The 23,517-nt window shown below is 60.2% G+C and carries 22 protein-coding genes; 13 read left to right on the forward strand and 9 right to left on the reverse strand.

The window, feature by feature from the left end:
• Window positions 1–12 precede the first annotated feature (12 nt).
• From flhA to hypA, 6 genes are all read right to left on the reverse strand, one after another.
• On the reverse strand, window positions 13–2,085 hold the full coding sequence (flhA, locus tag ACTJJI_RS18150) for a formate hydrogenlyase transcriptional activator FlhA (protein WP_047361435.1): 2,073 nt from the start codon (window positions 2,083–2,085) through the stop codon (window positions 13–15).
• Between the two features lie 63 nt (window positions 2,086–2,148).
• The gene (hypE, locus tag ACTJJI_RS18155; protein WP_063426776.1) at window positions 2,149–3,159 is read right to left on the reverse strand and encodes a hydrogenase expression/formation protein HypE; all 1,011 of its coding nucleotides are present in this window, start codon (window positions 3,157–3,159) and stop codon (window positions 2,149–2,151) included.
• The gene (hypD, locus tag ACTJJI_RS18160; RefSeq protein WP_440655077.1) at window positions 3,156–4,277 is read right to left on the reverse strand and encodes a hydrogenase formation protein HypD; all 1,122 of its coding nucleotides are present in this window, start codon (window positions 4,275–4,277) and stop codon (window positions 3,156–3,158) included. The genes hypE and hypD overlap by 4 nt, the downstream gene beginning before the upstream one ends.
• Before the next feature lie 2 nt (window positions 4,278–4,279).
• Entirely contained in the window at window positions 4,280–4,552 is a 273-nt protein-coding gene (locus ACTJJI_RS18165) for a HypC/HybG/HupF family hydrogenase formation chaperone (RefSeq protein ID WP_063426772.1), read from the reverse strand.
• On the reverse strand, window positions 4,543–5,406 hold the full coding sequence (gene hypB, locus ACTJJI_RS18170) for a hydrogenase nickel incorporation protein HypB (RefSeq protein WP_063426770.1): 864 nt from the start codon (window positions 5,404–5,406) through the stop codon (window positions 4,543–4,545). The genes ACTJJI_RS18165 and hypB overlap by 10 nt, the downstream gene beginning before the upstream one ends.
• A gap of 3 nt (window positions 5,407–5,409) precedes the next feature.
• Complete coding sequence (gene hypA / locus ACTJJI_RS18175) at window positions 5,410–5,760, reverse strand: hydrogenase maturation nickel metallochaperone HypA (RefSeq protein ID WP_063426768.1); 351 nt, start codon at window positions 5,758–5,760, stop codon at window positions 5,410–5,412.
• Between the two features lie 210 nt (window positions 5,761–5,970).
• On the opposite strand from hypA, the gene hycA reads away from it, so the two are divergent.
• The 9 genes from hycA (at window position 5,971) to hycI (ending at window position 13,755) form a co-directional block, all read left to right on the forward strand.
• Window positions 5,971–6,435 (forward strand): formate hydrogenlyase regulator HycA, encoded by a 465-nt coding sequence (gene hycA / locus ACTJJI_RS18180; RefSeq protein ID WP_047361441.1) that lies wholly within the window; start codon window positions 5,971–5,973, stop codon window positions 6,433–6,435.
• A 70-nt stretch (window positions 6,436–6,505) separates the two neighbouring features.
• A complete protein-coding gene (locus ACTJJI_RS18185) occupies window positions 6,506–7,114 on the forward strand; it encodes a 4Fe-4S dicluster domain-containing protein (protein WP_063426765.1) in 609 nt (202 codons plus the stop codon).
• Entirely contained in the window at window positions 7,111–8,925 is a 1,815-nt protein-coding gene (hycC, locus tag ACTJJI_RS18190; RefSeq protein ID WP_440655081.1) for a formate hydrogenlyase subunit 3, read from the forward strand. Before ACTJJI_RS18185 ends, hycC begins: the two co-directional genes overlap by 4 nt.
• A 1-nt stretch (window position 8,926) precedes the next feature.
• Entirely contained in the window at window positions 8,927–9,850 is a 924-nt protein-coding gene (locus ACTJJI_RS18195) for a respiratory chain complex I subunit 1 family protein (protein ID WP_014833053.1), read from the forward strand.
• A gap of 15 nt (window positions 9,851–9,865) precedes the next feature.
• A complete protein-coding gene (gene hycE / locus ACTJJI_RS18200; RefSeq protein WP_047361446.1) occupies window positions 9,866–11,575 on the forward strand; it encodes a formate hydrogenlyase subunit HycE in 1,710 nt (569 codons plus the stop codon).
• Between the two features lie 9 nt (window positions 11,576–11,584).
• Window positions 11,585–12,127, forward strand: coding sequence for a formate hydrogenlyase complex iron-sulfur subunit (locus ACTJJI_RS18205; RefSeq protein ID WP_063412156.1), 543 nt, complete (start codon window positions 11,585–11,587; stop codon window positions 12,125–12,127).
• The gene (locus tag ACTJJI_RS18210; protein ID WP_434131951.1) at window positions 12,127–12,894 is read left to right on the forward strand and encodes an NADH-quinone oxidoreductase subunit B family protein; all 768 of its coding nucleotides are present in this window, start codon (window positions 12,127–12,129) and stop codon (window positions 12,892–12,894) included. Before ACTJJI_RS18205 ends, ACTJJI_RS18210 begins: the two co-directional genes overlap by 1 nt.
• Window positions 12,891–13,301, forward strand: a complete 411-nt coding sequence (locus tag ACTJJI_RS18215; protein ID WP_440655085.1) for a formate hydrogenlyase maturation HycH family protein — start codon at window positions 12,891–12,893, stop codon at window positions 13,299–13,301. Before ACTJJI_RS18210 ends, ACTJJI_RS18215 begins: the two co-directional genes overlap by 4 nt.
• Complete coding sequence (gene hycI / locus ACTJJI_RS18220) at window positions 13,294–13,755, forward strand: hydrogenase maturation peptidase HycI (protein ID WP_047361448.1); 462 nt, start codon at window positions 13,294–13,296, stop codon at window positions 13,753–13,755. Before ACTJJI_RS18215 ends, hycI begins: the two co-directional genes overlap by 8 nt.
• Window positions 13,756–13,815: 60 nt before the next feature.
• Here hycI and ACTJJI_RS18225 read toward each other — a convergent pair whose 3' ends face one another.
• A complete protein-coding gene (locus ACTJJI_RS18225) occupies window positions 13,816–15,240 on the reverse strand; it encodes a 6-phospho-beta-glucosidase (RefSeq protein WP_440655087.1) in 1,425 nt (474 codons plus the stop codon).
• An 18-nt stretch (window positions 15,241–15,258) separates the two neighbouring features.
• Window positions 15,259–16,710 carry a PTS cellobiose/arbutin/salicin transporter subunit IIBC gene (ascF, locus tag ACTJJI_RS18230; RefSeq protein WP_063412159.1) on the reverse strand — a complete coding sequence of 484 codons (1,452 nt, stop codon included), beginning with the start codon at window positions 16,708–16,710 and terminating at the stop codon, window positions 15,259–15,261.
• A gap of 215 nt (window positions 16,711–16,925) precedes the next feature.
• On the opposite strand from ascF, the gene ACTJJI_RS18235 reads away from it, so the two are divergent.
• The 4 genes from ACTJJI_RS18235 to ACTJJI_RS18250 all read left to right on the forward strand — a co-directional run bounded on the left by ACTJJI_RS18235 (window position 16,926) and on the right by ACTJJI_RS18250 (window position 21,866).
• On the forward strand, window positions 16,926–17,939 hold the full coding sequence (locus ACTJJI_RS18235) for a LacI family DNA-binding transcriptional regulator (protein WP_096927737.1): 1,014 nt from the start codon (window positions 16,926–16,928) through the stop codon (window positions 17,937–17,939).
• 134 nt (window positions 17,940–18,073) lie between these two features.
• Window positions 18,074–18,619, forward strand: coding sequence for an electron transport protein HydN (hydN, locus tag ACTJJI_RS18240; protein ID WP_014833044.1), 546 nt, complete (start codon window positions 18,074–18,076; stop codon window positions 18,617–18,619).
• Window positions 18,620–18,625: 6 nt separating this feature from the next.
• Window positions 18,626–20,842 carry a carbamoyltransferase HypF gene (gene hypF / locus ACTJJI_RS18245; RefSeq protein ID WP_440655090.1) on the forward strand — a complete coding sequence of 739 codons (2,217 nt, stop codon included), beginning with the start codon at window positions 18,626–18,628 and terminating at the stop codon, window positions 20,840–20,842.
• A gap of 1 nt (window position 20,843) precedes the next feature.
• Window positions 20,844–21,866 (forward strand): HoxN/HupN/NixA family nickel/cobalt transporter, encoded by a 1,023-nt coding sequence (locus tag ACTJJI_RS18250; protein ID WP_153907483.1) that lies wholly within the window; start codon window positions 20,844–20,846, stop codon window positions 21,864–21,866.
• Here the strand turns inward: ACTJJI_RS18250 and ACTJJI_RS18255 are convergent.
• Window positions 21,839–23,503, reverse strand: coding sequence for an SgrR family transcriptional regulator (locus tag ACTJJI_RS18255; RefSeq protein ID WP_440655093.1), 1,665 nt, complete (start codon window positions 23,501–23,503; stop codon window positions 21,839–21,841). The two genes, ACTJJI_RS18250 and ACTJJI_RS18255, sit on opposite strands and share 28 nt — an antisense overlap.
• Between the last annotated feature and the right edge of the window lie 14 nt (window positions 23,504–23,517).

A 23,517-nucleotide genomic window follows, 5' to 3' on the forward strand; every position in this document is an offset into this window, starting at 1 on the left:
CCGGAATGCGCCTTAAATCAGGCTCTCTTTATCAATTCCGAGACGCTTCATGCGCGACAGCAGGGTGGTGCGTTTTAACCCCAGCCGCTGGGCGGCCCCTTTCGGTCCGGCCACCACGCCGTTGGTCTCTTTCAGCACGCGGACAATCAGCTGATATTCATCTTCCCCGTCCTGAGCCACATCGGTCGCCGTAACGGGCGTTTCCGCCAGAGAGACCTCCGGCAGGGAGAGTTGCAGCACATTTCCGCGTGTCAGCAGCACCGCACGCTCGATAACGTTTTCCAGCTCGCGCACGTTGCCGGGCCACTCCATCGATGAAAGGGTACGTAACGTCTCGGCAGGAATACTGTCGATGTTGCGTCCCATCCGACGGGCAATTTTGGCGGTAAACGCTTTGACCAGCAGCGGGATATCTTCCGGACGCTCGCGCAGGGGCGGCAGGCAAATCGGGAACACGTTCAGACGATAGTAGAGGTCGCTGCGAAACTCGCGGTCGGCGACCATTTTTTTCAGATCGCGGTTGGTGGCGGCAATCAGCCGCACGTCGGTCTGAATCAGCTTATTGCTGCCAAGACGTTCGAACTCCTGCTCCTGCAGCACACGCAGCAGTTTCGGCTGCAGCTCCAGCGGCATATCGCCCACTTCATCGAGGAACAGCGAGCTTTTATCCGCCAGCTCAAAACGGCCCAGTCGCTGGCTGCTGGCGCCGGTAAACGCGCCGCGCTCATGGCCAAAGAGATCGCTTTCCAGCAGACCCGCAGGCATGGCGGCGCAGTTCATTTTCACCATCCGGCGGCTGTTGCGGTTGCTCAGATTGTGGATCGCACGGGCAATCAGTTCCTTGCCGGTGCCGGTCTCGCCCAGGATCAGCACCGTGCTGTCGCTTTGCGCCACCATTTCCACCTGTTTGAGTACGCTGTACATGGCGTCGCTGCGTCCGATGATTTCACCAAACTCGCTGTCGACATTGTTAAGCTGTTCCGTCAGCGCCAGGTTTTCATCCACCAGCCGTTCTTTCAGACGGTGGATCTCCTGATACGCCAGCGCGTTATCCAGCGCGATAGAGATACGCTCTGCAATCTGACGCAGCAGCTTCAGGTTGGCGGTGGTGAACACCCCTTCCTCACACTGCGCCAGCTTGAGAACGCCCAGCATGGTGTTACCGGACATCAACGGCAGCAGGCACAGAGTCTGGATTTTGTTGCCCCAGATGTTAAACAGCATCCGCTCGTAAGGCGCCATCACATCCTGCTCGCTGAGATTGAGCAGCAGGATCTCCTTACTTTTAAACACCCGTTCCGAGAGGGTTCCTGCTTCATCCACCTCGCTCTGCTCATGAGCCGGATTCGCTTCGTCGAGATAGTGGGTGGAGTAGATATTTAGCTTGCCCTTGCGATGGCCGCGCAAGGCAATGCTGATGGCGTCAATTTTGAAGTAGTGATGGATCTCCTTCGACACTTCGCTGACCAGCTCATCCATGTCGAGACGGGAGAGCACGGCGTTGGTGATTGCCACCAGAATGCGGAAGTTGTCACGCTCGCGGCTCAGCAGGTCGTAATCCACATTATTACTGACGCGGCTTTGGATCTGCTCGGCGACGACGGCCACTATCTGGGTAAAGGTGTGCAGACGCTCATATTCCGCCTCGCTCCACGGCTGGTCGGTATTGCGGATAAACTCGCAGCCACCAAAAATATGGCCTTCCACCGCCAGCGGCAGCAGGCTGTAGTGGCCGAATGGCTGGTATAACGCGCTCCGGGCCAGCATGGGCCAGGCCTGGCGGAACTCCTCAAAATTGCAGTGCAGCGCTTCCGGTCGGGAAAGAATACGGCGGATTGGCCCGTGAGCGAGATACGTTTCGTCTTCGTATTCAAACGCTTTTCCGTTTTCTCGTGTGGAGAAGTAGCTCGCACGATGGCTCCCGCTATGCCAGAGCACAATGGCGGCGCTGTCTGCCAGTGCAGATTGCCTGACCAGGCGCGTCAGGGCATCGCTCAGCGCACCCAGGTCGGGCTGCTGTAAAAGTGTTCGCGTAATGTCGAACAGACCCTGCTGTCCGAGATCGCTCATCGGTGTATACGGCATAGTGCTTTCCAGTAGAAACGGGCAAATAAATAAATTCCGTGCCGACCGCTTTTTAGCGCGGTTCTAGCAAATGCGGGGTAACGGTTCCGCGTGCGGCAGCTCCAGCGTGCGCTTCACGCCATACAGTCCGGCCAGGCGCACCCCTTTGCGCTCAACCACCTCACCAATGATTGCGGCCTCTTTTCCTGACGGATGCGCCCGCAACTGTTCAAGTACGGCTTCGGCCGCGGTGCGCTCAACGCCTATCACCAGCTTGCCTTCGTTAGCAAAATTGAGCGGATCCAGCCCCAGCAGCTCGCACAGTCCACGAACCGCAGGCTTCACGGGCAGGTTGCGCTCAGTAAGTTCAATACCGCAGCCGCAGCAGGCCGCGAACTCATGCACCACGGCATTGACGCCGCCACGGGTGGCATCGCGCAGGGCTTTCACGCCGGGGATCGCACGCAGCGTCTGGATGAGCGGGGTGAGCACCGCGCAGTCGCTGCGCAGTTCCCCGTCCAGCCCCAGCCCTTCGCGCAGGTTAAGGATGGTCGCCCCGTGACAGCCCAGCGTGCCGCTGACCAGCAGCACGTCGCCCACGGCCAGCTGCTGCGCGCCCCAGTGAATATCGGCGGGGATCGCCCCCATCCCGGCGGTGTTGATAAAGAGCTTGTCCGCCGCGCCGCGCTGCACCACCTTGGTATCGCCGGTGACGATAGCAATTCCCGACTCGCGCGCGGTGTGCGCCATGCTGCTGACCACCGCCGCGAGCGTCTCCATCGGCAAACCTTCTTCAAGGATAAATCCGCAGGAGAGGTAGCGCGGAATGGCACCGCTGACGGCGACATCGTTCGCGGTACCGCAGACGGCCAGCTTGCCGATATCGCCGCCGGGGAAGAACAGCGGGTCAATCACATAGCTGTCGGTGGAGAAGGCCAGCCTGTCGCCCTGGGCGGTGAGGGAAGCGAGGTCAATGCGGGCCTGGTCTTCCTGCTCGGCGAGCCAGGGATTATCAAAGGCCTCCATAAACAGCCGGTTTATCAGCTGCTGCATCGCCAGACCGCCGCTGCCGTGCGCCATTTCAACCGTCTTCATGCTTCACTCTCCTGGTTGCGATACTGGTACCACGCGGCGCATGCCCCTTCGGAAGAGACCATCAGCGCGCCAAAGGCCGTTTGCGGGTTACAGGTGTTGCCAAATAACGGGCAGTGATGGGGTTTGCATTTTCCTGTCAGAACCTCGCCGCAGCGGGCCCGGGGATCGTCGCAAACCTGTTGTGGCTGTGGACGGAAATGCGTTTCTGCGTCAAACGACCGGTAGGCTGGCGTCAGGCGCACGCCAGATTCAGCAATCAACCCCAGCCCGCGCCACTCGCTGTCGCCTTCAACGCAAAACACGTCAGCTATCGCCTGCTGCGCCCGTTCATTTCCGGCATCCGGCACCACGCGGCGGTACTGATTTTCCACCGCGCTCAGGGCTGCTATTTTCTGCTCAACCAGTATGGTGACGCCTTGCAGTAGATCAAGAGGTTCGAAACCAGCGACAACTAAGGGGCGATGGTAATCGTCAGCGATAAAGCCGTAAGCGTCGGTACCAATCACCATGCTCACATGGCCCGGCGCCAGAAACGCGTCAATGCCGTTGTCCGGCTCTTCCAGCAGGCTACGCAGCGTCGGGATAAGCGTAATGTGCTGGCAGAAAAAGAAAAAATTGGTGACGTTGCTGCGTTTGGCCTGCTGCAGGGTGATTGCCGTGGCGGGCATAGTGGTCTCAAAACCCAGCCCGAAAAATACCACCTTGCGGTCCGGGTTATCGGTTGCAAGCTTCAGGGCGTCCATCGGCGAGTACACGATCCGGATGTCCGCACCTCGCGCTTTGGCCTGCAACAGCGAACCCGTTTTTCCCGGCACGCGCATTGCGTCGCCAAAGGTACAGAAAATGACATCAGACTGGCTGGCTATCTCAATACAGCTGTCGATGCGCCCCATGGGCAGCACGCATACCGGGCAGCCCGGGCCGTGGATAAACTCAATGTTGTCCGGCAGCAACTGGTCGAGGCCAAATTTGAAAATGGCGTGGGTGTGCCCGCCGCAGACTTCCATGATCCGCAGCGGTTTTTGCGCCGTATACGCCAGCAGGGAGGCCCGTGTTTTCAGATGACCGATAAGCTGCATCACCTGCTCAGGTGCGCGGTATTCATCAACGTAACGCATAATTACCGTTCCTCGCCGTACAGCAGCGCGCCGACGTCCGGCTCCACATCGAACATGTTCTGCAGGGCATCCAGCGTGTCGCGCGCTTCCGCTTCGTTAATGACGCTCATGGCGAATCCCACGTGTACCAGCACCCACTGACCAAGGCGCGAGACGCCCGTCTCTTCGGTGCTGCCCACCAGGGTTAAATCCACGTCGCGCAATATGCCGCAGACCGCCACTTTGGCCTGGTTTCCGTCAATGGAATGGATTTGTCCGGGGACGCCTATGCACATCGTTCACTCTCCAGCCAGTTCAGCCAGTGCTCCATGCCGTCGCCGCGCGTGGCGGAGACCAGCAGGATCGCAATGTCCGGGTTCACTTCACGGGCATAAGCCAGGCATTTATCCACGTCGAAATTCAGGTACGGCAGCAGGTCGACTTTGTTCAGCAGCATCAGCGACGCGGCGGCAAACATATGCGGATATTTGAGCGGCTTGTCTTCCCCTTCGGTCACCGAGAGGACCGCTACTTTATGCCGTTCCCCGAGATCGAAGCTCGCCGGGCAGACCAGATTGCCGACGTTTTCAATAAACAGAATGCCGTTATCCGCCAGCGGCAGACGCGGCGCGGCATCGGCAATCATCTGCGCATCCAGATGGCAGCCTTTACCGGTATTGACCTGAATCGCCGGGGTGCCGGTTTCACGAATGCGCGCGGCATCGTTGACCGTTTGCTGATCGCCTTCGATTACCGCGCAGGAGATGCGTTCGTTCAGGCGTTTGAGCGTTTCCGTCAGCAGCGTGGTTTTGCCGGAGCCGGGGCTGGAGACGAGATTCAGTACCAGCTGTTGACGTGCGGCAAACCGGGCGCGGTTGCGGGCGGCGATCTGGTTGTTTTTATCGAGTACATTGATTTCCACGTCCAGCATCTGGCGCTGGCTCATGCCTGGCGCATGGGTACCCGCCTCGCCGTGGCCGTAATGAAGATCGCCCATATCGGAGCGTTGAGGCGCAAAGCGAATGCCGGTGAGTGCCGCTGCCGGACGCGGTGCGGGGGCAAAGGGGGCGGAGCGAAACGCGGAGTGAGGACGGTGTTCATCCCCTTCGATATACAGGTTGCCTTCGGCGCAACCGCAGGTACTACACATACTTTACTCCTTCTCGATTTCAAGGCGTTGGATCTGCATCCCGTCATCCGCCACGACGCGAAGGCCGGTGTGCTGACACTGTGGGCAGCGCTGAACCTTCGACGACAGCAGGGTGACGTACTGCTGACACTGCTCGCACCAGCACTCCGCCTGCTGCTCTTCAATATGAAGTTCGCAGCCTTCCGCCAGCGTGCCGCGGCACACCAGCTCAAAACAGAAGGTGAGGGCGCTGGTTTCGACGCAGGAAAAGGCCCCGACTTTCAGCCAGACGCCGGTCACGCGCGTCGCGTGGTTTTGCGCTGCCTGCTGTTCGATGAGTTCCAGTGCCCGCTGGCAGAGGGTGATTTCGTGCATGACGCCTCCTTAATGAATTGCCCCGTTAATGCAATAACAGTGCCAGCCTGGTTTTGGTTAGGGGATGACGATGTCAACGCTGTCGAAATGACACGTCGACACCCTCACATTGACAGTCTGTTTTGAATTAAATCCATTAAATATCAATGAATTAAAAACTGGCATGGAATCTGCTTAACAGCCGCTATCTCCATTAACCGGATACCTTCTATGACTATTTGGGAAATTAGCGAAAAAGCGGATTACATCGCGCAGCGTCACCAGCAGTTACAGGACCAGTGGCACCTTTACTGCAACTCACTGGTCCAGGGCATCACCCTCTCCAAAGCCCGTCTTCACCACGCCATGAGCTGTGCGGCGCAGGGGGATATGCGCTTTGTTTTGTTCGGCCATTTCACGATTTACGTCACCCTGGCTGACACCTTCAATAGCCACACCATTGAGTACTACGTCGAGACAAAAGAGGGTGAAAAACAGTGTATTGCAAAGGCGCAACTGATGGCCGACGGCATGGTGGACGGTCACGTCAGCAACCGCGATCGCCAGCAGGTGCTGGAGCACTATCTGGAAAAAATCGCGCCGGTTTACAACGGTCTGTACACCGCCGTTGAACACGATCTCCCGGTCAACCTGAAACAGCTGATGGATGAAAATGCCTCAGCGGACGTGGCCTGATCATCACGTGTCGAGAAGTGTCGACATGACAGTTTTTCGTCAAAAATGACTATCACCAGAGGATGACCCGGTGAACCGTTTTGTAATTGCTGACTCGACGGTCTGTATTGGCTGTCGAACCTGTGAGGCGGCCTGTTCGGAAACGCACCGCCTGCACGGGCTCCAGTCCATGCCGCGCCTGCGCGTCATGCGTAATGAAAAAGAGTCTGCCCCGCAGCTCTGCCACCACTGTGAAGATGCGCCGTGCGCGGGTGTCTGCCCGGTGAATGCCATCACCCGCGTTGACGGCGCGGTACAGCTGAACGAAAGCCTGTGTGTGAGCTGCAAGCTGTGCGGTATAGCCTGCCCGTTCGGTGCGATTGAATTTTCCGGCAGCCGTCCGCTGCATATTCCGGCGAATGCCAACACCCCAAAAGCGCCGCCTGCGCCACCGGCTCCGGCACGGGTGAGCACGCTGCTCGACTGGGTGCCCGGCGTGCGTGCGGTGGCGGTGAAGTGCGACCTGTGCAGCTTCGATGAACAGGGCCCGGCCTGCGTGCGCACCTGCCCGACCAAAGCGCTGATTCTGGTCAACATTCGCGATATTGCCCGCACCAGCAAACGCAAGCGCGAGCTGACCATTAATACCGACATCGGCGATCTTTCTCTGCTTCAGGCGCTTAACGAGGGGGCGAAATGAACGCAGTTACGATGATTACCAGCGCGGTGGCGTACTTTGCCGCCGCCGCTGTGCTGGCGTGGCTTCTGTCATTCCATAAAACCCTGAGCGGCTGGATCGCCGGTATCGGCGGAGCGGTCGGAAGCCTGATGACGCTGGCGGCGGGCGGGGTGGTACTGCTTGGTGGACAATCCGCGCAGGCGGTGATGCCGCTGATCCGCCACACCGTGGCGCTTACGCCGCTGAACGCCATCTGGCTTATCACCTTTGGCCTGTGCGGGCTGTTTATCAGCCTGTTCAATATTGACTGGCACCGCCATCCACACACCAGAGCCAATGGTCTGCTGGTCAACCTGCTGCTGGCGACGGCGGTCTGTACCGTTATCGCCAGCAACCTCGGCGCGCTGGTGGTGATGGCGGAGATCATGGCGCTCTGCGGCGTGTTCCTGACGGGGTGTAGCGCCTCCGGCAAACTGTGGTTTGCGCTGGGGCGTCTCGGCACGCTGCTGCTGGCGCTGGCCTGCTGGCTGGTGTGGCAACGTTTCGGCACGCTCGACTTCGCAGCGCTTAACGGTCAGCCGCTGGGAAATGACGTCTGGCTGCTGGGCGTGGTGGGCTTTGGCCTGCTGGCCGGGATTATCCCGCTGCACGGCTGGGTGCCGCAGGCGCACGCGAATGCTTCAGCGCCCGCTGCCGCGCTGTTTTCCACCGTGGTCATGAAGGTCGGTCTGTTCGGCATGCTGACGATCACCCTGACCGGCGGCCAGCCGCCGCTGTGGTGGGGGGTCGCGCTGCTTATCGCCGGTATGGTTACCGCTTTTGTCGGTGGTCTGTATGCGCTGATGGAGCACAATATTCAGCGTCTGCTGGCGTACCACACCCTGGAAAATATCGGCATTATCCTGCTCGGCATCGGCGCAGGCGTGACCGGGCTGGCACTCAATCAACCGGCGCTGATCGCCGCCGGGTTTATCGGGGGGCTGTATCACCTCGTTAACCACAGCCTGTTCAAAAGCACCCTGTTCCTGGGCGCGGGAAGCGTCTGGTTCCGCACCGGTCATCGGGATATCGAAAAACTCGGCGGTATCGGCAAAAAGATGCCGGTGATTTCTCTCGCCATGCTGGTCGGGCTGATGGCGATGGCCGCGTTGCCGCCGCTGAACGGCTTTGCGGGCGAGTGGGTGATCTACCAGTCCTTCTTCGCGCTCGGTCAGAGCGATGCCTTTATCGCCCGGCTGCTCGGCCCGCTGCTGGCGGTTGGCCTGGCAATAACCGGGGCGCTGGCGGTGATGTGTATGGCAAAAGTCTACGGCGTCACCTTCCTCGGCGCACCGCGAACGCGGGAAGCGGAAAACGCCTGCTGCGCGCCAGTGTTGATGGGTGCTTGCGTGGTCGCGCTGGCGCTGTGCTGCATCGCGGGCGGGGTCGCCGCCCCATGGTTGCTGCCGCTGCTGGGTAACGCCATTCCACTGCCGCTGACCACCGCCCATACCACCGTCTCCCAGCCGATGCTGGCGCTGCTGCTGATTGCCGCACCGCTGCTGCCGTTTGTGCTGATGCTGTTCTTCAGACGCGACCGTCTTGCCTCCCGTTCACGCGGGGCGGCCTGGGCCTGTGGCTACGAACACGAACAATCGATGGTGATCACCGCCCATGGTTTTGCCATGCCGGTGAAAGAGAACTTCGCTGCCGTGCTGAAGTTGCGCCACTGGCTGAACCCGGTGGGCTGGATGCCGGGCTGGCAGAGCGCCGCCGTGCCTGTGCTGTTCCGCCGTCTGGCGCTGATCGAGCTGGCGGTGCTGGTGGTGATTGTGATTTCACGAGGAGCCTGACATGAGTCTGTTACTGGCAATACTTCAGGCGCTGGTGCTGTTCGCCGTTGCGCCACTGCTGTCGGGCATCACGCGCGTGGCGCGCGCCCGGATGCACAACCGTCGCGGGCCTGGCGTGCTCCAGGAGTACCGCGATCTCTTCAAGCTGCTCTCCCGCCAGAGCGTGGCGCCGGATGCCGCAGGCTGGGTCTTCCGCCTGACGCCATTCGTGATGGTCGGCGTGATGCTGACCATCGCCACCGCGCTGCCGGTGGTGACGGTGGGGGCACCGCTGCCAGCACTTGGGGATCTGATTACGCTGATTTACCTCTTCGCCATTGCCCGCTTCTTCTTTGCTATTGCGGGCCTCGATACCGGCAGTCCGTTTACCGGTATCGGCGCCAGCCGCGAGGCGATGCTGGGCGTGCTGGTCGAGCCGATCCTGCTGCTGGGTCTGTGGGTGGCCGCGCAGGTCGCGGGTTCCACCCATATCAGCTTCATCACCCACACCGTTTACCACTGGCCGGTGGCCCGGTCCCTTCCGCTGCTTCTGGCCCTGTGCGCTTGCGCGTTCGCCACCTTTATCGAGATGGGCAAACTGCCGTTTGACCTCGCGGAAGCCGAGCAGGAATTACAGGAAGGGCCGCTCACCGAGTACAGCGGCTACGGCTTCGCGGTGCTCAAGTGGGGCATCAGCCTTAAGCAACTGGTGGTCCTGCAGATGTTTGTTGGCGTCTTCTTCCCATGGGGGCAGATGACGCACTTCTCAGCAGGCGGCCTGATCCTGGCCGTGGTGGTTGCCGCGCTCAAGCTGCTGATTGGCGTGCTGGTGATTGCCCTGTTTGAAAACAGCATGGCGCGTCTGCGCTTTGTCGCGACCTCGCGCATCACCTGGGCCGGTTTTGGTTTTGCATTTTTAGCGTTCGTCTCCTTGCTGGTGGCGTGATTAAAGAGAGTATTTATGTCTGAAGAAAAAAAAGGTCAGCAGTATCTCGCCGCGTTGCATCAGGCTTTTCCGGGTGTTGTGCTGGAGGAAGGATGGCAGACCAAAGACCAGGTAACCGTCACCATTAAGGTGAACTATCTGCCGGAAGTGGTGGAGTTTCTTTACTACCAGCAGGGCGGCTGGCTGTCGGTGCTGTTCGGTAATGACGAGCGTCAGCTGTGCGGCAATTACGCGGTATACTACGTGATGTCGATGGAGCAGGGCGAAAAATGCTGGCTTACCGTGCGCGTGGAAGTCGACCCGAATAAACCGGAGTACCCGTCCGTCACGCCGCGTGTGCCTGCCGCCGTCTGGGGCGAGCGCGAAGTGCGCGACATGTACGGCCTCGTGCCGGTGGGGCTGCCGGATGAACGCCGCCTGGTGCTGCCGGACGACTGGCCGGACGAACTGTATCCGCTGCGCAAGGACAGCATGGACTACCGCCAGCGTCCGGCCCCGACCACCGACAGCGAAACCTATGAGTTCATTAATGAGCTCGGCAACAAAAAGAATAACGTGGTGCCGATTGGTCCGCTGCACGTTACCTCTGATGAGCCGGGCCATTTCCGCCTGTTTGTTGACGGCGAAAACATTATCGACGCCGACTACCGCCTGTTCTACGTCCATCGCGGCATGGAAAAGCTGGCGGAAACCCGCATGGGCTATAACGAGGTGACGTTCCTCTCTGACCGCGTGTGCGGCATCTGCGGCTTCGCCCACAGCACCGCCTACACCACCTCGGTGGAAAACGGCATGGGGATCGTGGTGCCGGAGCGCGCGCAGATGATCCGCGCCATTTTGCTGGAAGTGGAACGTCTGCACTCGCACCTGCTGAATCTCGGCCTGGCCTGTCACTTCGTCGGTTTCGACTCCGGGTTTATGCAGTTCTTCCGCGTGCGCGAGGCGTCGATGAAGATGGCGGAGATCCTTACCGGGGCGCGTAAAACCTACGGTCTGAACCTGATCGGCGGGATCCGCCGTGACCTGCTTAAAAACGACATGATCCAGACCCGCCAGCTGGCACAGCAGATGCGTCGCGACGTGCAGGAGCTGGTGGACATGCTGCTCAGCACGCCAAACATCGAGCAGCGCACCGTCGGCATCGGCCGTCTTGATCCGGAAATTGCCCGCGACTTCAGCAACGTCGGCCCGATGGTGCGCGCCAGCGGTCACGCTCGCGATACCCGCGCCGATCACCCGTTTGTCGGTTACGGCCTGCTGCCAATGACCGTGCACAGTGAGCAGGGCTGCGACGTCATCTCCCGCCTGAAGGTGCGTATCAACGAGGTCTTCACCGCGCTGAATATGATCGACTTTGGGCTCGATAACCTGCCGGGCGGCCCGCTGATGGTGGAAGGCTTTACCTACATCCCGAACCGCTTTGCCCTCGGCTTTGCTGAAGCGCCGCGCGGGGACGACATCCACTGGAGCATGACCGGCGACAACCAGAAGCTTTACCGCTGGCGCTGCCGCGCGGCGACCTACGCCAACTGGCCAACCCTGCGCTATATGCTGCGTGGCAACACGGTCTCCGACGCGCCGCTGATCATCGGCAGCCTCGACCCGTGCTACTCCTGCACCGACCGCATGACCGTGGTGGACGTGCGCAAGAAGAAAAGCCAGGTGGTGCCGTACAAAGAGCTTGAGCGCTACAGCATCGAGCGTAAGAACTCGCCGCTGAAATAAGGACTCGTCATGTTTACCTTTATCAAAAAAGTGATCAAAACCGGCACGCCCACCAGCCGCTACCCGCTGGAGCCGATGCCGGTGGATAAAAACTTTCGCGGCAAGCCGGAGCACAACCCGCAGCAGTGCATCGGCTGTGCGGCCTGCGTCAACGCCTGTCCGTCGAATGCCCTGACGGTGGAAACAGATCTGAAAACCGGCGAACTGGCCTGGCAGTTTAACCTCGGACGCTGCATCTTCTGCGGCCGCTGCGAAGAGGTTTGCCCGACGGTCGCCATTCGTCTGTCTCAGGCGTACGAGCTGGCGGTGTGGAAGAAAGAGGATTTTTTGCAGCAGTCGCGTTTTGCCCTGTGTAACTGCCGCGTCTGCAAACGTCCGTTCGCCGTGCAAAAAGAGATCGACTATGCCATCGCGCTGCTGAAGCACAACGGCGATGCCCGCGCGGAGTATCATCGCGAAAGCTTTGAAACCTGTCCGGAATGCAAACGGCAGAAATGCCTGCTGCCGTCCGACCGCATCGATATCACCCGTCATATGAGAGAGGCCAGCTGATGGAAAACTTACTCGGCCCGCGCGACGAGCGGGGCATTCCGGTGCCGATGACGGTGGAGGAGTCCATCGCCAGCATGAAAGCGTCGCTGCTGAAAAAAATCAAACGCTCGGCCTACGTTTACCGCGTGGACTGCGGCGGCTGCAACGGCTGCGAGATTGAGATCTTCGCCACGCTGTCGCCGCTGTTTGACGCTGAACGCTTCGGCATCAAAGTGGTGCCGTCTCCGCGTCATGCCGACATTCTGCTGTTTACCGGGGCCGTCACCCGCGCCATGCGCTCGCCGGCGCTGCGCGCCTGGCAGTCTGCGCCGGACCCGAAAATCTGCATCTCGTACGGGGCCTGCGGCAACAGCGGCGGCATCTTCCACGACCTTTACTGCGTGTGGGGCGGCACCGACAAAATCGTGCCGGTGGACGTCTACATTCCAGGGTGTCCGCCAACGCCTGCGGCCACGCTGTACGGCTTTGCCATGGCGCTCGGCCTGCTGGAGCAGAAAATCCACGCCCGTGAACCGGGTGAATCCGATAATCAGCCTGCGATGATCCTGCACCCGGACATGGTGCAGCCGCTGCGGGTGAAGGTCGACCGCACGGCGCGCAGGCTGGCGGGCTATCGCTATGGCCGTCAGATTGCCGACGATTACCTGCGCCTGCTGAGCCAGGGCGAGCACCAGGTGGCGCGCTGGCTGGAGGCGGAAAACGACCCTCGTCTCAATGAGATTGTGGCGAACCTGAACAGCATTGTGGATGAGGCGCGTATCCGATGAGTGAGACGGTCGTGTTCAGCCAGCTGAGCCGTAGATTTATTGATGAGAACGATGCCACGCCGGACGCGGCGCAGCAGGTGGTCTATTACAGCCTGGCGATTGGGCATCACCTCGGGGTGATCGACTGCCTGGAGGCGGCGCTGAGCTGCCCGTGGTCCGACTATCTGGCGTGGATCGCCACGCTGGAGGAGGGCAGTACGGCGCGGCGCAAAATGGAAGGGGTACCGAAGTACGGTGAGATCGTTATCGACGCCAACCATATTGCGATGCTGGCGAACGCGTTTGACGCGGCGCTGAAACGGCAAACCCCCGAACAGCAGGCGTGGAGCAAAACGCTGCTCAGCATGCTGCATGACATTCATCAGGAAAGTGCCATCTACCTGATGGTGAGGAGATTACGTGACTGACGTTTTACTGTGTGTCGGCAACAGCATGATGGGCGACGACGGCGCAGGCCCGCTGCTGGCAGAGATGTGTGCCGCGAACCCGCAGGGCAACTGGGTGGTGATTGACGGCGGCAGCGCGCCGGAAAACGACGTGGTGGCCATCCGCGAACTGCACCCTGATCGGCTGTTGATTGTCGATGCTACAGATATGGGGCTGAACCCGGGGGAAATCCGCCTGATCGACCCGGACGACATTGCCGACATGTTCATGATGACCACGCATAATATGCCGCTTAACTATCTGGTGGATCAGATCAAAGAGGACGTTGGCGAGGTGCTGTTTTTGGGCATTCAGCCGGACATTGTTGGGTTTTATTACCCGATGACGCCACCGGTGAAAGCGGCGGTGGAAGTGGTCTATTCACGGCTTGCCGGGTGGGCTGGAAAGGGTGGGTTTGAACCCCTCTCCCCATAGGGGAGAGGGTGTTTTTTGTCCCCTCTCCCTGTGGGAGAGGGTTAGGGTGAGGGCAACAGCCTACGCCAGATCCGCCCCGTTACTCGCAATCACCTTCTTGTACCACCAGAACGATTTCTTGCGTTTGCGCTCCAGCGTGCCGTTTCCGGCATCGTCGCGGTCAACGTAGACAAACCCGTAGCGCTTGCTCATTTCGCCCGTTGAGGCTGCCACCAGGTCAATGCAGCCCCAGGTGGTATAGCCCATCAGCGGCACGCCGTCTTCAATGGCATCGCCCATCGCGCGGATATGCTCGCGCAGATAGCTGATGCGGTAGTCATCGTTAATTTCGCCGTTTTCATCAATGACATCTTTTGCGCCGAGGCCGTTTTCCACCAGGAACAGCGGTTTCTGATAGCGGTCGTACATCATGTTCATGGTGATGCGCAGGCCGAGCGGATCGATGCCCCAGCCCCATTCGCTCACCTGAATATGCGGGTTGCGCAGAGATTTGACGATGTTCGCCGCATTGGTATTGTCCGCGTTCATATCGGCCGACGCGCAGCGCGAAGCGTAATAGCTGAACGACACAAAATCGACGGTGTTTTTCAGCAGTTCGTCGTCGCCCGGATCTTTGACAATCACCACCCCTTTTTCGCGGAACACGCGGGCGGAGTAGGCCGGATAGCTGCCGCGCGCCTGCACATCGATAAAGAACAGGTTCTCGCGATCTTTTTCCAGCGCCATCCAGACGTCTTCCGGCTTGCAGGAGTAAGGGTAGAAATTCCCGCCCGCCAGCATGCAGCCGACCTGGTTTTCCGGGTTGACCTCGTGGGCGATTTTGGTCGCCAGCGCGCTTGCGACCAGCTCGTGGTGCGCGGCCTGGTATTTCACCTGATCTTCGTTTTCACCTTCTTCAAACACCAGCCCCGCGCCGGAAAACGGGCTGTGCAGCATGATGTTGATCTCGTTGAAGGTGAGCCAGTATTTCACCAGACCGTTAAATTCTTCGAAACAGGTGCGGGCGTAGCGGGCAAAGAAATCGACCATCTTGCGGTTGCGCCAGGAGCCGTACTCCGTCACCAGATGCATCGGCACGTCGAAGTGGCACAGGGTGACCAGCGGCTCAATGTTGTACTTTTTGCACTCTTCAAACACCGCCCGATAGAAGGCAATGCCCTCTTTGTTCGGCAGCGGCTCGTCGCCGTTCGGGTAGAGGCGGCTCCAGGAAATTGAGGTGCGGAACACCGTAAAGCCCATCTCCGCCATCAGGGCGATGTCCTCTTTGTAGCGATGGTAAAAATCAATCGCCTCGTGGCTTGGGTAAAACTCGTCGTCACGCAGCGAAAAACGCTTTTCCTTACCAAGCTTCACCGCCAGGCGGTTTGCGCCGTGGGGGATCATGTCGACCGTGGTCAGCCCTTTGCCGCCTTCACGGTAAGCGCCTTCGCTCTGGTTGGCGGCAAGCGCGCCGCCCCATAAAAATCCTTGTGGAAAAACAGACATTTCTACCTCGTTATACGGTTAAACTTGTGCGGTTTTGGCCTGCACCGGCGCGCTCTGCAGGGCGCGGGCTTTTTCAGCCTCGTCTTCGACCGGGATATCTTCAAAGCCTAATATCAGGGTCAGCACGAAGGAGAGCACGACCGCCAGCGCCATGACGCCGAATACCCAGACAATGGTCATCGGGTTGGCCGGATCGAAGAACTGCACGCTGGTAAACAGCCCCGGCGCCGCCATCGAGTGGCTGGCAAGACCCGCAATCCCGGCCACCGCGCCACAGATAAAGCCGCTAATCAGGCTGGCAATCAGCGGGCGTTTCAGACGAACCGCCACGCCGTACAGCGCCGGTTCAGAGATGCCCGCCATGATGGCGGAAGCCGCCGCGGCCAGCGCCGTCTGGCGCAGCTCCGGGTTTTTGGTTTTCCACGCCACCGCCAGGGATGAACCGCCGAGCGACAGGTTGGCACCGATTTCCGACGGCATCACCATCCCCTCTTTACCCGTTTCGGCAATGGTCTGAATGATAGTCGGGGTAAAGACGCGGTGCATCCCGGTCATGACCAGCAGCGGCCAGAGCGCCCCCATAATCGCCACGGAGAGCCAGCCCAGATAGCCGTGGATGGTATAGACCAGCGCGGAGATCGCGCTACCGATCCAGATCCCCAGCGGCCCAATCAGCACGATGGCGAGCGGGGCGGCAATCAGCACGATCAGCATCGGCTTGAGGAAGTTTTTCGTCACCGCAGGCGTAATGCGATCCACCCAGCGTTCGATATACGACAGGCACCAGGTCATCACCAGCGCCGGGATCACGGTGTAGGTGTACTTCACCGCCGTCACCGGAATAAACGCGAATTCGACGTGCTCACCCTGTGCGGCTTTCGCCATCAGCTCGATAAAGCTCGGGTGCACCAGCACCCCCGCAATGGCAATCGCCAGCGACATGTTGGTTTTGAATTTCACCGCGGCAGACGCTGCCACCATCAGCGGCAGGAAGAAGAACGCCCCGTCGCCGATCACGGTCAGGATGGTGAGCGTCGGCGCGCCTTTCTCCAGCACGCCGGTCATCTCAAGGATCATTGCCAGCAGTTTAACCATCGAGCCGCCTATGATCGCCGGGATCAGCGGTGACATGGTGCCAATCAGCGCGTCGAGGATCCCCGCACCGATCCGGCGCAGGGTCAATTTCTGCGGGCCTTCCGGCACGGCAGGCTGCAGGTGGGTGGGCAGCAGGTTCACCACCTCACGGTACGCCTGAGAAACGGTATTGCCGATAATCACCTGGCACTGGTTGTCGTTACGCACGACGCCCAGTACGCCGCTGATGCTTTTCAGGCGTGCGGCATCGGTAAGGGTTTCGTCTTTCAGCACGAAACGCAGTCGCGTCATGCAATGGGTGACGGCGACGATGTTGTCTTTGCCGCCAAGCGCGCTGACAACGTCTTGCGCCAGCGCGGCATAATTTTTGGCCATCGGATGTGATCCTGTTGTCGTTGTGAGAGTATGTAGGAAACCGGTTCCACATAATCATCATGAGTTTCTTTGAATGAAACAAGATCGCATTTTGACCATTTTTTCATTTCGTGATGACGATCACCAGTCGGCACAAAAAGCGTGCGATCGTCGCTACGACAATTGTTTTGCAGTGCAGTACACTGCGTGGCATCTGTGTGAAAGGGAATAACAACATGACCACGATGCTTGAAGTGGCGAAGCGGGCAGGCGTTTCGAAAGCGACGGTTTCCCGGGTGCTGTCGGGGAATGGCTATGTCAGCCAGGAGACCAAAGACCGGGTGTTTCAGGCCATCGAAGAGAGCGGCTATCGCCCCAATTTGCTGGCGCGTAACCTGGCGACCAAACGCACCCAGACGCTGGGACTGGTGGTGACCAACACCCTGTATCACGGCGTCTATTTTAGTGAGTTGCTGTTTCACGCCGCTCGCATGACGGAAGAGAAAGGGCGGCAGCTGATCTTGGCGGACGGTAAGCACAGCGCGGACGAAGAGCGCGAGGCGATCCAGTACCTGCTCGATATGCGCTGTGACGCGGTGATCATCTATCCACGTTTTCTGAGCGTGGAGGAGATGGACGAGATCGTCGAGAAATACGAACAGCCGATCATGGTACTGAACCGCCGCTTGCGAAAAAACAGCAGCCACAGCGTCTGGTCAGATCATAAAGCCTCCTGCCAGGAGGCGGTGTCGCAGCTGATTGAGAAAGGGCATCGTGACATTGCGTTTATCACCGGCTCGCTGGATTCGCCCACGGGCGTAGAGCGTCTCTCCGGCTACAAAGACGCGCTGGCGCAGCACCAGATCCCGCTGCGCCCGAGGCTGATCGCGCAGGGCAAGTGGAACCCCGCCAGCGGCGCGGCGGCAGTGTCTGAGCTGCTGTCGCACGGCGAAACCTTTACCGCGCTGGTGGCGAGTAACGACGATATGGCGATTGGGGCCATGAAACAGCTTCACGACAGCGGCATCGCCACGCCCGGCGCGGTGTCGGTGATAGGCTTCGACGATGTGGCGATTGCGCCCTACACCGTGCCCTCGCTCTCCAGCGTGCGCATTCCGGTCACGGAGATGATTAAAGAGACCATCAGCCGCCTGATTTTCATGCTCGACGGCGGCGAGTTTAAGTATCAGCAAACCTTCTCGGGTGAGCTTATCCTGCGCGACTCTGTTATCGACGGCCCGCACCGCTGATGTCGACAGCTGTCATCGTCAGAAGTGACGATGACAGCCCCGCCGTCATTTTCTAAATCACTATAAATCAACGAGTTAAAAACTGGCACGGTTTATGAATATCTCCGCGCATGACTGTAATGCTGGAGAAGCAGATGAACCGTTTTATTATGGCCGATGCCAGTAAATGCATTGGCTGCCGTACCTGTGAAGTGGCGTGCGTGGTGTCTCATCAGGCGGAGCAGGATTGCGCTTCGCTGACGCCTGAGACCTTTTTGCCGCGGATCCACGTCATCAAAGGCGTGAATATTTCCACCGCCGCCATCTGTCGTCAGTGCGAAGATGCGCCGTGCGCCAATGTCTGCCCGAACGGGGCGATCAAACGTGAAAAAGGGTTTGTGCATGTGATGCAGGCGCGCTGCATCGGCTGCAAAACCTGCGTGGTCGCCTGCCCGTATGGCGCGATGGAGGTGGTTGTTCGTCCGGTCGTGCGCAACAGCGGCATGGGGCTGAACGTGCGGGCGGAAAAAGCCGAAGCCAACAAATGCGATCTCTGCTACCACCGTGACGCCGGTCCGGCCTGTATGGAAGCCTGTCCGACACACGCGCTGGTGTGCGTGGATCGCGACAAGCTTGAGCAGATGAGCGCCGAAAAGCGCCGTCGCGCAGCGTTCGATACCACCTCATCTCTGCTGTTCTGATCCGTCATGGGCGGTAACGGCGTACAGTTGCGGGTGCGTGGCAAGGTGCAGGGCGTGGGCTTTCGGCCCTTCGTCTGGCAACTGGCTCAGGCGCTGCAGTTGACCGGCGATGTCTGCAACGACGGAGAGGGCGTGCTGGTGCGCCTCGCGGGTAATGGGGGGCATTTCACCGCGAGGCTGCGCCAGGACTGCCCGCCGCTGGCGCACATCGAGAGTATCGACACGCAGCCGTTCCACTGGTCAACGGTGCCGGAGACATTCACCATCCGCCACAGTGCGGGTGGCGCAATGGACACCCAGATTGTACCGGATGCGGCCACCTGTCCCGCGTGCCTTGCGGAGATGAACGACCCGCACGAGCGCCGTTATCGTTATCCGTTTATTAACTGCACCCACTGCGGCCCGCGTTTTACCATTATCCGCGCCATGCCGTATGACCGACCGGCAACGGCCATGGCGCCATTCCCGCTCTGCTCGCCGTGCGAAACGGAATACCGCAACCCTGCGGACCGGCGTTTTCACGCCCAGCCCGTGGCTTGCCCGGACTGTGGCCCTGAGCTTGAGTGGCGTGCAACCGATCGGGTTGTCACCCGCGAGCTGGCGCTGAACGTGGCGGTGGAGAGGCTGAAAAACGGTGGCATCGTGGCCATCAAAGGGCTGGGGGGATTTCATCTGGCCTGCGACGCGCTTAACCCACAGGCGGTGGCAACGCTGCGGGCACGTAAGCAGCGTCCGGGGAAACCGCTGGCGGTGATGATCCGCAGCACCGACGGCCTTCCGCAGGCGGTGCAAGCGCAGCTGCGCTCGCCCGCCGCGCCCATCGTGCTGATCCCCAAGGCGTGGCTGCCGACCTTCCCGGACGACATCGCGCCGGGCCTGGATACCATTGGTGTGATGCTCCCGGCCAATCCACTGCAGCATTTGCTGATGCAGGAGACTGAGCGCCCGCTGGTGATGACCTCCGGCAACCTCAGCGGCAGACCGCCTGCCATCACTAATTCACAGGCGCTGGAACAGCTCGCAGAGATCGCTGACGGTTTTCTGCTCCATAACCGCGACATCCTGCAGCGGATGGACGATTCCGTGATGGATCGGGACGGCGCCTTGCTGCGTCGGGCGCGTGGTTTCGTGCCGGATGCCATCACGTTACCCGCCGGTTTTTGCCATCTTCCCGCCATTCTGGCGACCGGTGCCGACATGAAGAATACCTTCTGTCTGGTGCGCGGTAACCAGGCGGTGCTGAGCCAGCACTTTGGCGATCTCAGTGACGACGGTGTCGAGGCCCAGTGGCGGTCGGCACTGTCGGTGATGCAGCAGATCTACGCCTTTCAGCCAGAGCGGCTGGTGTGCGATGCCCATCCGGGTTATCACGCCCGGCACTGGGCAGAGGAGCAGGCTCTGCCGGTCGATACCGTGTTGCATCATCACGCGCACGCGGCGGCCTGCCTTGCGGAGAACGGCTGGCCGCTCGACGGCGGGGATGCGATCGCCCTGACGCTGGACGGGATTGGCATGGGTGAGCACGGCGCGCTGTGGGGCGGGGAGTGTCTGCGGGTGAACTACCTTGAGTGTGAGCATCTGGGCGGCCTGCCCGCCGTGGCGATGCCGGGCGGCGATCTCGCGGCCATGCAGCCCTGGCGAAATCTGCTGGCACACTGCCTGGCGTTTGTGCCTGACTGGCAACGCTACCCGGAAACCCGTGCCGTACGTTCGCAAAACTGGCCGCTTTTAGCGACCGCCGTTCAGCGCAGCCTTAACGCGCCGCTGGCGTCGTCCTGCGGCCGGTTGTTTGATGCCGTGGCTTGTGCTCTGGGTATTGAAACACAACGCTATGAAGGCGAAGCCGCCTGCAGGCTTGAGGCGCTGGCCGCGCAGTGCCCGGGTGTTGAGCACCCGGTGACACTTCAGGTTGAAAACCTTGCGCTCTTCTGGCAGCAGTGGCTGGCCTGGCAGGCGCAACCCTGCGAGCGCGCATGGGCCTTTCACGACGCGCTGGCAAAAGGGCTGGCGGCGTTAGCCCGGCACCATGCCCGACGCCTGTCGCTCTCTACCGTCTGTTTCAGCGGTGGCGTGTTGCATAACCGCCTGCTGCGGGCGCGTCTGCGGGAATACCTCTCTGATTTCACGCTTCTTTTTCCCCATCATCTGCCTGCGGGTGATGGGGCTATCTCCTTCGGGCAGGCGGTGGTTGCCGCAGCCCGGTCATGTTCAAAAAGGATTTAAAATGTTACGACGCTTACGCAATGAACCTCGCGCCGCGCTCCTGCTGCTGGCGCTGGTAATGGCTAATCTTCTGGCGTGGGGCTGGGCGTGGAACGCCTTTAGCGGCAGTTCTGCGTTAATGGCCGCAAGCCTGCTTGCGTGGTGCTACGGGCTGCGTCACGCGGTGGATGCTGACCACATCGCGGCCATTGACACGGTGACACGCAAGATGATGCAGCAGGGCAAGCGCCCCTCTGGCGTCGGGGCGTGGTTCTCGCTGGGGCACTCGACCATTGTGGTGCTGGCCTCCATTGCCATTGCCGCGACGGCGACCGCGTTTCAGAAAAATATGGCCTGGTTTCATGAAACCGGCAGCCTGATTGGCACGGCCGTCTCCGCGACGTTCCTGCTGGCGATGGCGTTAGTCAATATGGTGATTTTGCGCGGCGTCTGGCGTAATTTTCAGGCGCTGAAAAACGGACAGGCGGTACAGGATGACATGACCCTCCCGGTGCAGGGTGGGGTCATGCACTGGCTGTTTGGCGCGACCTTCCGCCTGGTCAACAAAAGCTGGCAGATGTATCTGGTCGGTTTTCTGTTCGGGCTTGGCTTTGATACCGCCACCGAAATCGGCGTGCTCGGGATCTCTGCCGCCAGCGCCTCAAACGGCATGTCGGTGTGGTCAATCATGATCTTCCCGGCGCTTTTCGCCAGCGGCATGGCGCTGGTGGATACCCTCGACAATATGCTGATGGTGGGGGCATACGGCTGGGCATTCAACAAGCCGCAGCGCAAGCTCTACTACAACATGACCATCACCGGCACCTCTGTGGTGGTGGCGGTGTTCATCGGCGGGCTGGAGGCGCTGGGGCTGCTGATGGATAAATTTGCTCTCAGCGGCGGCATCTGGGATCGCATTGGTGCCGTCAACGACAACCTCGGCAATGCCGGATTCGTGGTGGTCGGGCTGTTTGTCGCCTGCTGGCTGATCTCCATGATCAACTACCGCTGGCGCGGCTACGATGCGCTGGTGGTGCGCTCCTGAGCAGGCGGTAGCCAGGCGCGGGTAAAATCAAGCCAGCCGCTGGCGGTCAGCACAATGTCCTGCACATTTTCCAGGGTATTCAGGCGATAGCGGTAGTGGAACAGCGGCGTGCAGACGCCGCTTTCAAGCACGCGTCGAAAGAAAGCGGGCAGATGGGTGTGCAGGCTCTTCTCGCTTTCGCAATAACCCATCAGTTTCTGCTTCTCACGTTGCCATATGGTTTCACCCAGTGCGGCCCCCCATGCCGGTTCATCGACGAACCACTCTGCCAGCGCAAACGCCGGAGACTCGCCCGACAAATAATCGCCCAGCAGCAGGTTGGCCTGCGCCAGCGCGTCCGGAATATGCCACGCTTCGCGGTCTTTAAAGGACACCTGCAATTCGCAGCCGCGCGTTCTCAGGCGAGTTTGCAGCATGCTGGCAAGCTCGCACAGCGCCGGCGTGTCATAACAGACCAGTGAAAGCGTGGCAGGAAGCGTGACGTCAGAAGCTTTTGGCACTGAGGGCGTCGTCAGACCGGGGAGGATTTCGGTGCGGGTTTCGACATCATTCCGATGGGCAATATGCTGGTTGATCTGCTGAACGTCCTGACGCAACCAGGCCGCGAGCGAAGGTGGCAGCCCGGCATTCACCATGAGCCAGGTAAAACCGCCGCTGACCGAGGTTGCTGTGTTCTGCGCGTTTTGTCCCTTACCGACGGTGATCCAGGCCGGTTTTTGTGTCTCTGAGCGGGTTCGCCAGAATTCAATCGCATGCAGTAGCGGGTGTGTGGCAAAGTACCAGGGCTGACGCTCAAGGCGCAGATAGTGCGAATGATGATGGGCGATGGCAAACGGCCCGGCCCCGATGGTCGGTTGCAGTGGATGCGGCAGACGGCAAACGTGATGGGCAAGACGATGCGCCAGCATGGCATCGGGGATATTCAGCGTGATCTCCAGACACCAGGGGGCGACAAGCGATATCCGGGAAACGTGCAACAGCCCCGCGTTGCGTGCCGGATCCGCCAGCAGCTGGTGCAAGGCGCTGAGTATATCCTCATCGCTGATGGCCTGCCCGTTATGCCAGTGCGCGCCGCTGCGCAGGTAAAAGTACCAGCAGCGTTTGTCTTCACTGGCATGCCAGTGGTGAGCCAAATCCGGCACGGGGTCAGGATGACCTGGCGTGTATCGCGTTAACCCCGCGTGAACCGCGCAGATAATATGCTGCTCGGCGCGGCGACGCTGCAAGGCAGGACAGAGCGACGTCAGTGGACGGTACCACGGAATACGCAGCGTGGGCTGGTGCTTGAGCCATTTACCGCCTAAAAATGGGGTGATGATGTGATGCAGGCTGGCCGGATCACCGTCTGCCAGCTGCAGTGCGCTCTGGTAATCCCCTTTCTCCAGACAGGCATGCATCAGCGGCGCGCTCAGTTCGCTGGTGGTCGTCAGACAATGCAGAATGGCACGATGCCCGCGTCCCGGCTGGGCCTGCCAGCTTAACCAGCCGCTCTGCGCGAGCTGGCGCAGCAGGGTACGCGCGTGGCGTTCACTGCACAGCGCAACCTCAGCCACTTGAGCGATGGTGGTGGGCTTTGGCACAGCACCATAGTGCTGATAAAGCCGTTGATATTGTCGGATTTTCTGAAGCTGGCGCATGGCGACATACCGGA

Source organism: Enterobacter sp. 22466 (assembly GCF_052044775.1).
In the GTDB taxonomy this organism is placed as follows: domain Bacteria; phylum Pseudomonadota; class Gammaproteobacteria; order Enterobacterales; family Enterobacteriaceae; genus Enterobacter; species Enterobacter dissolvens.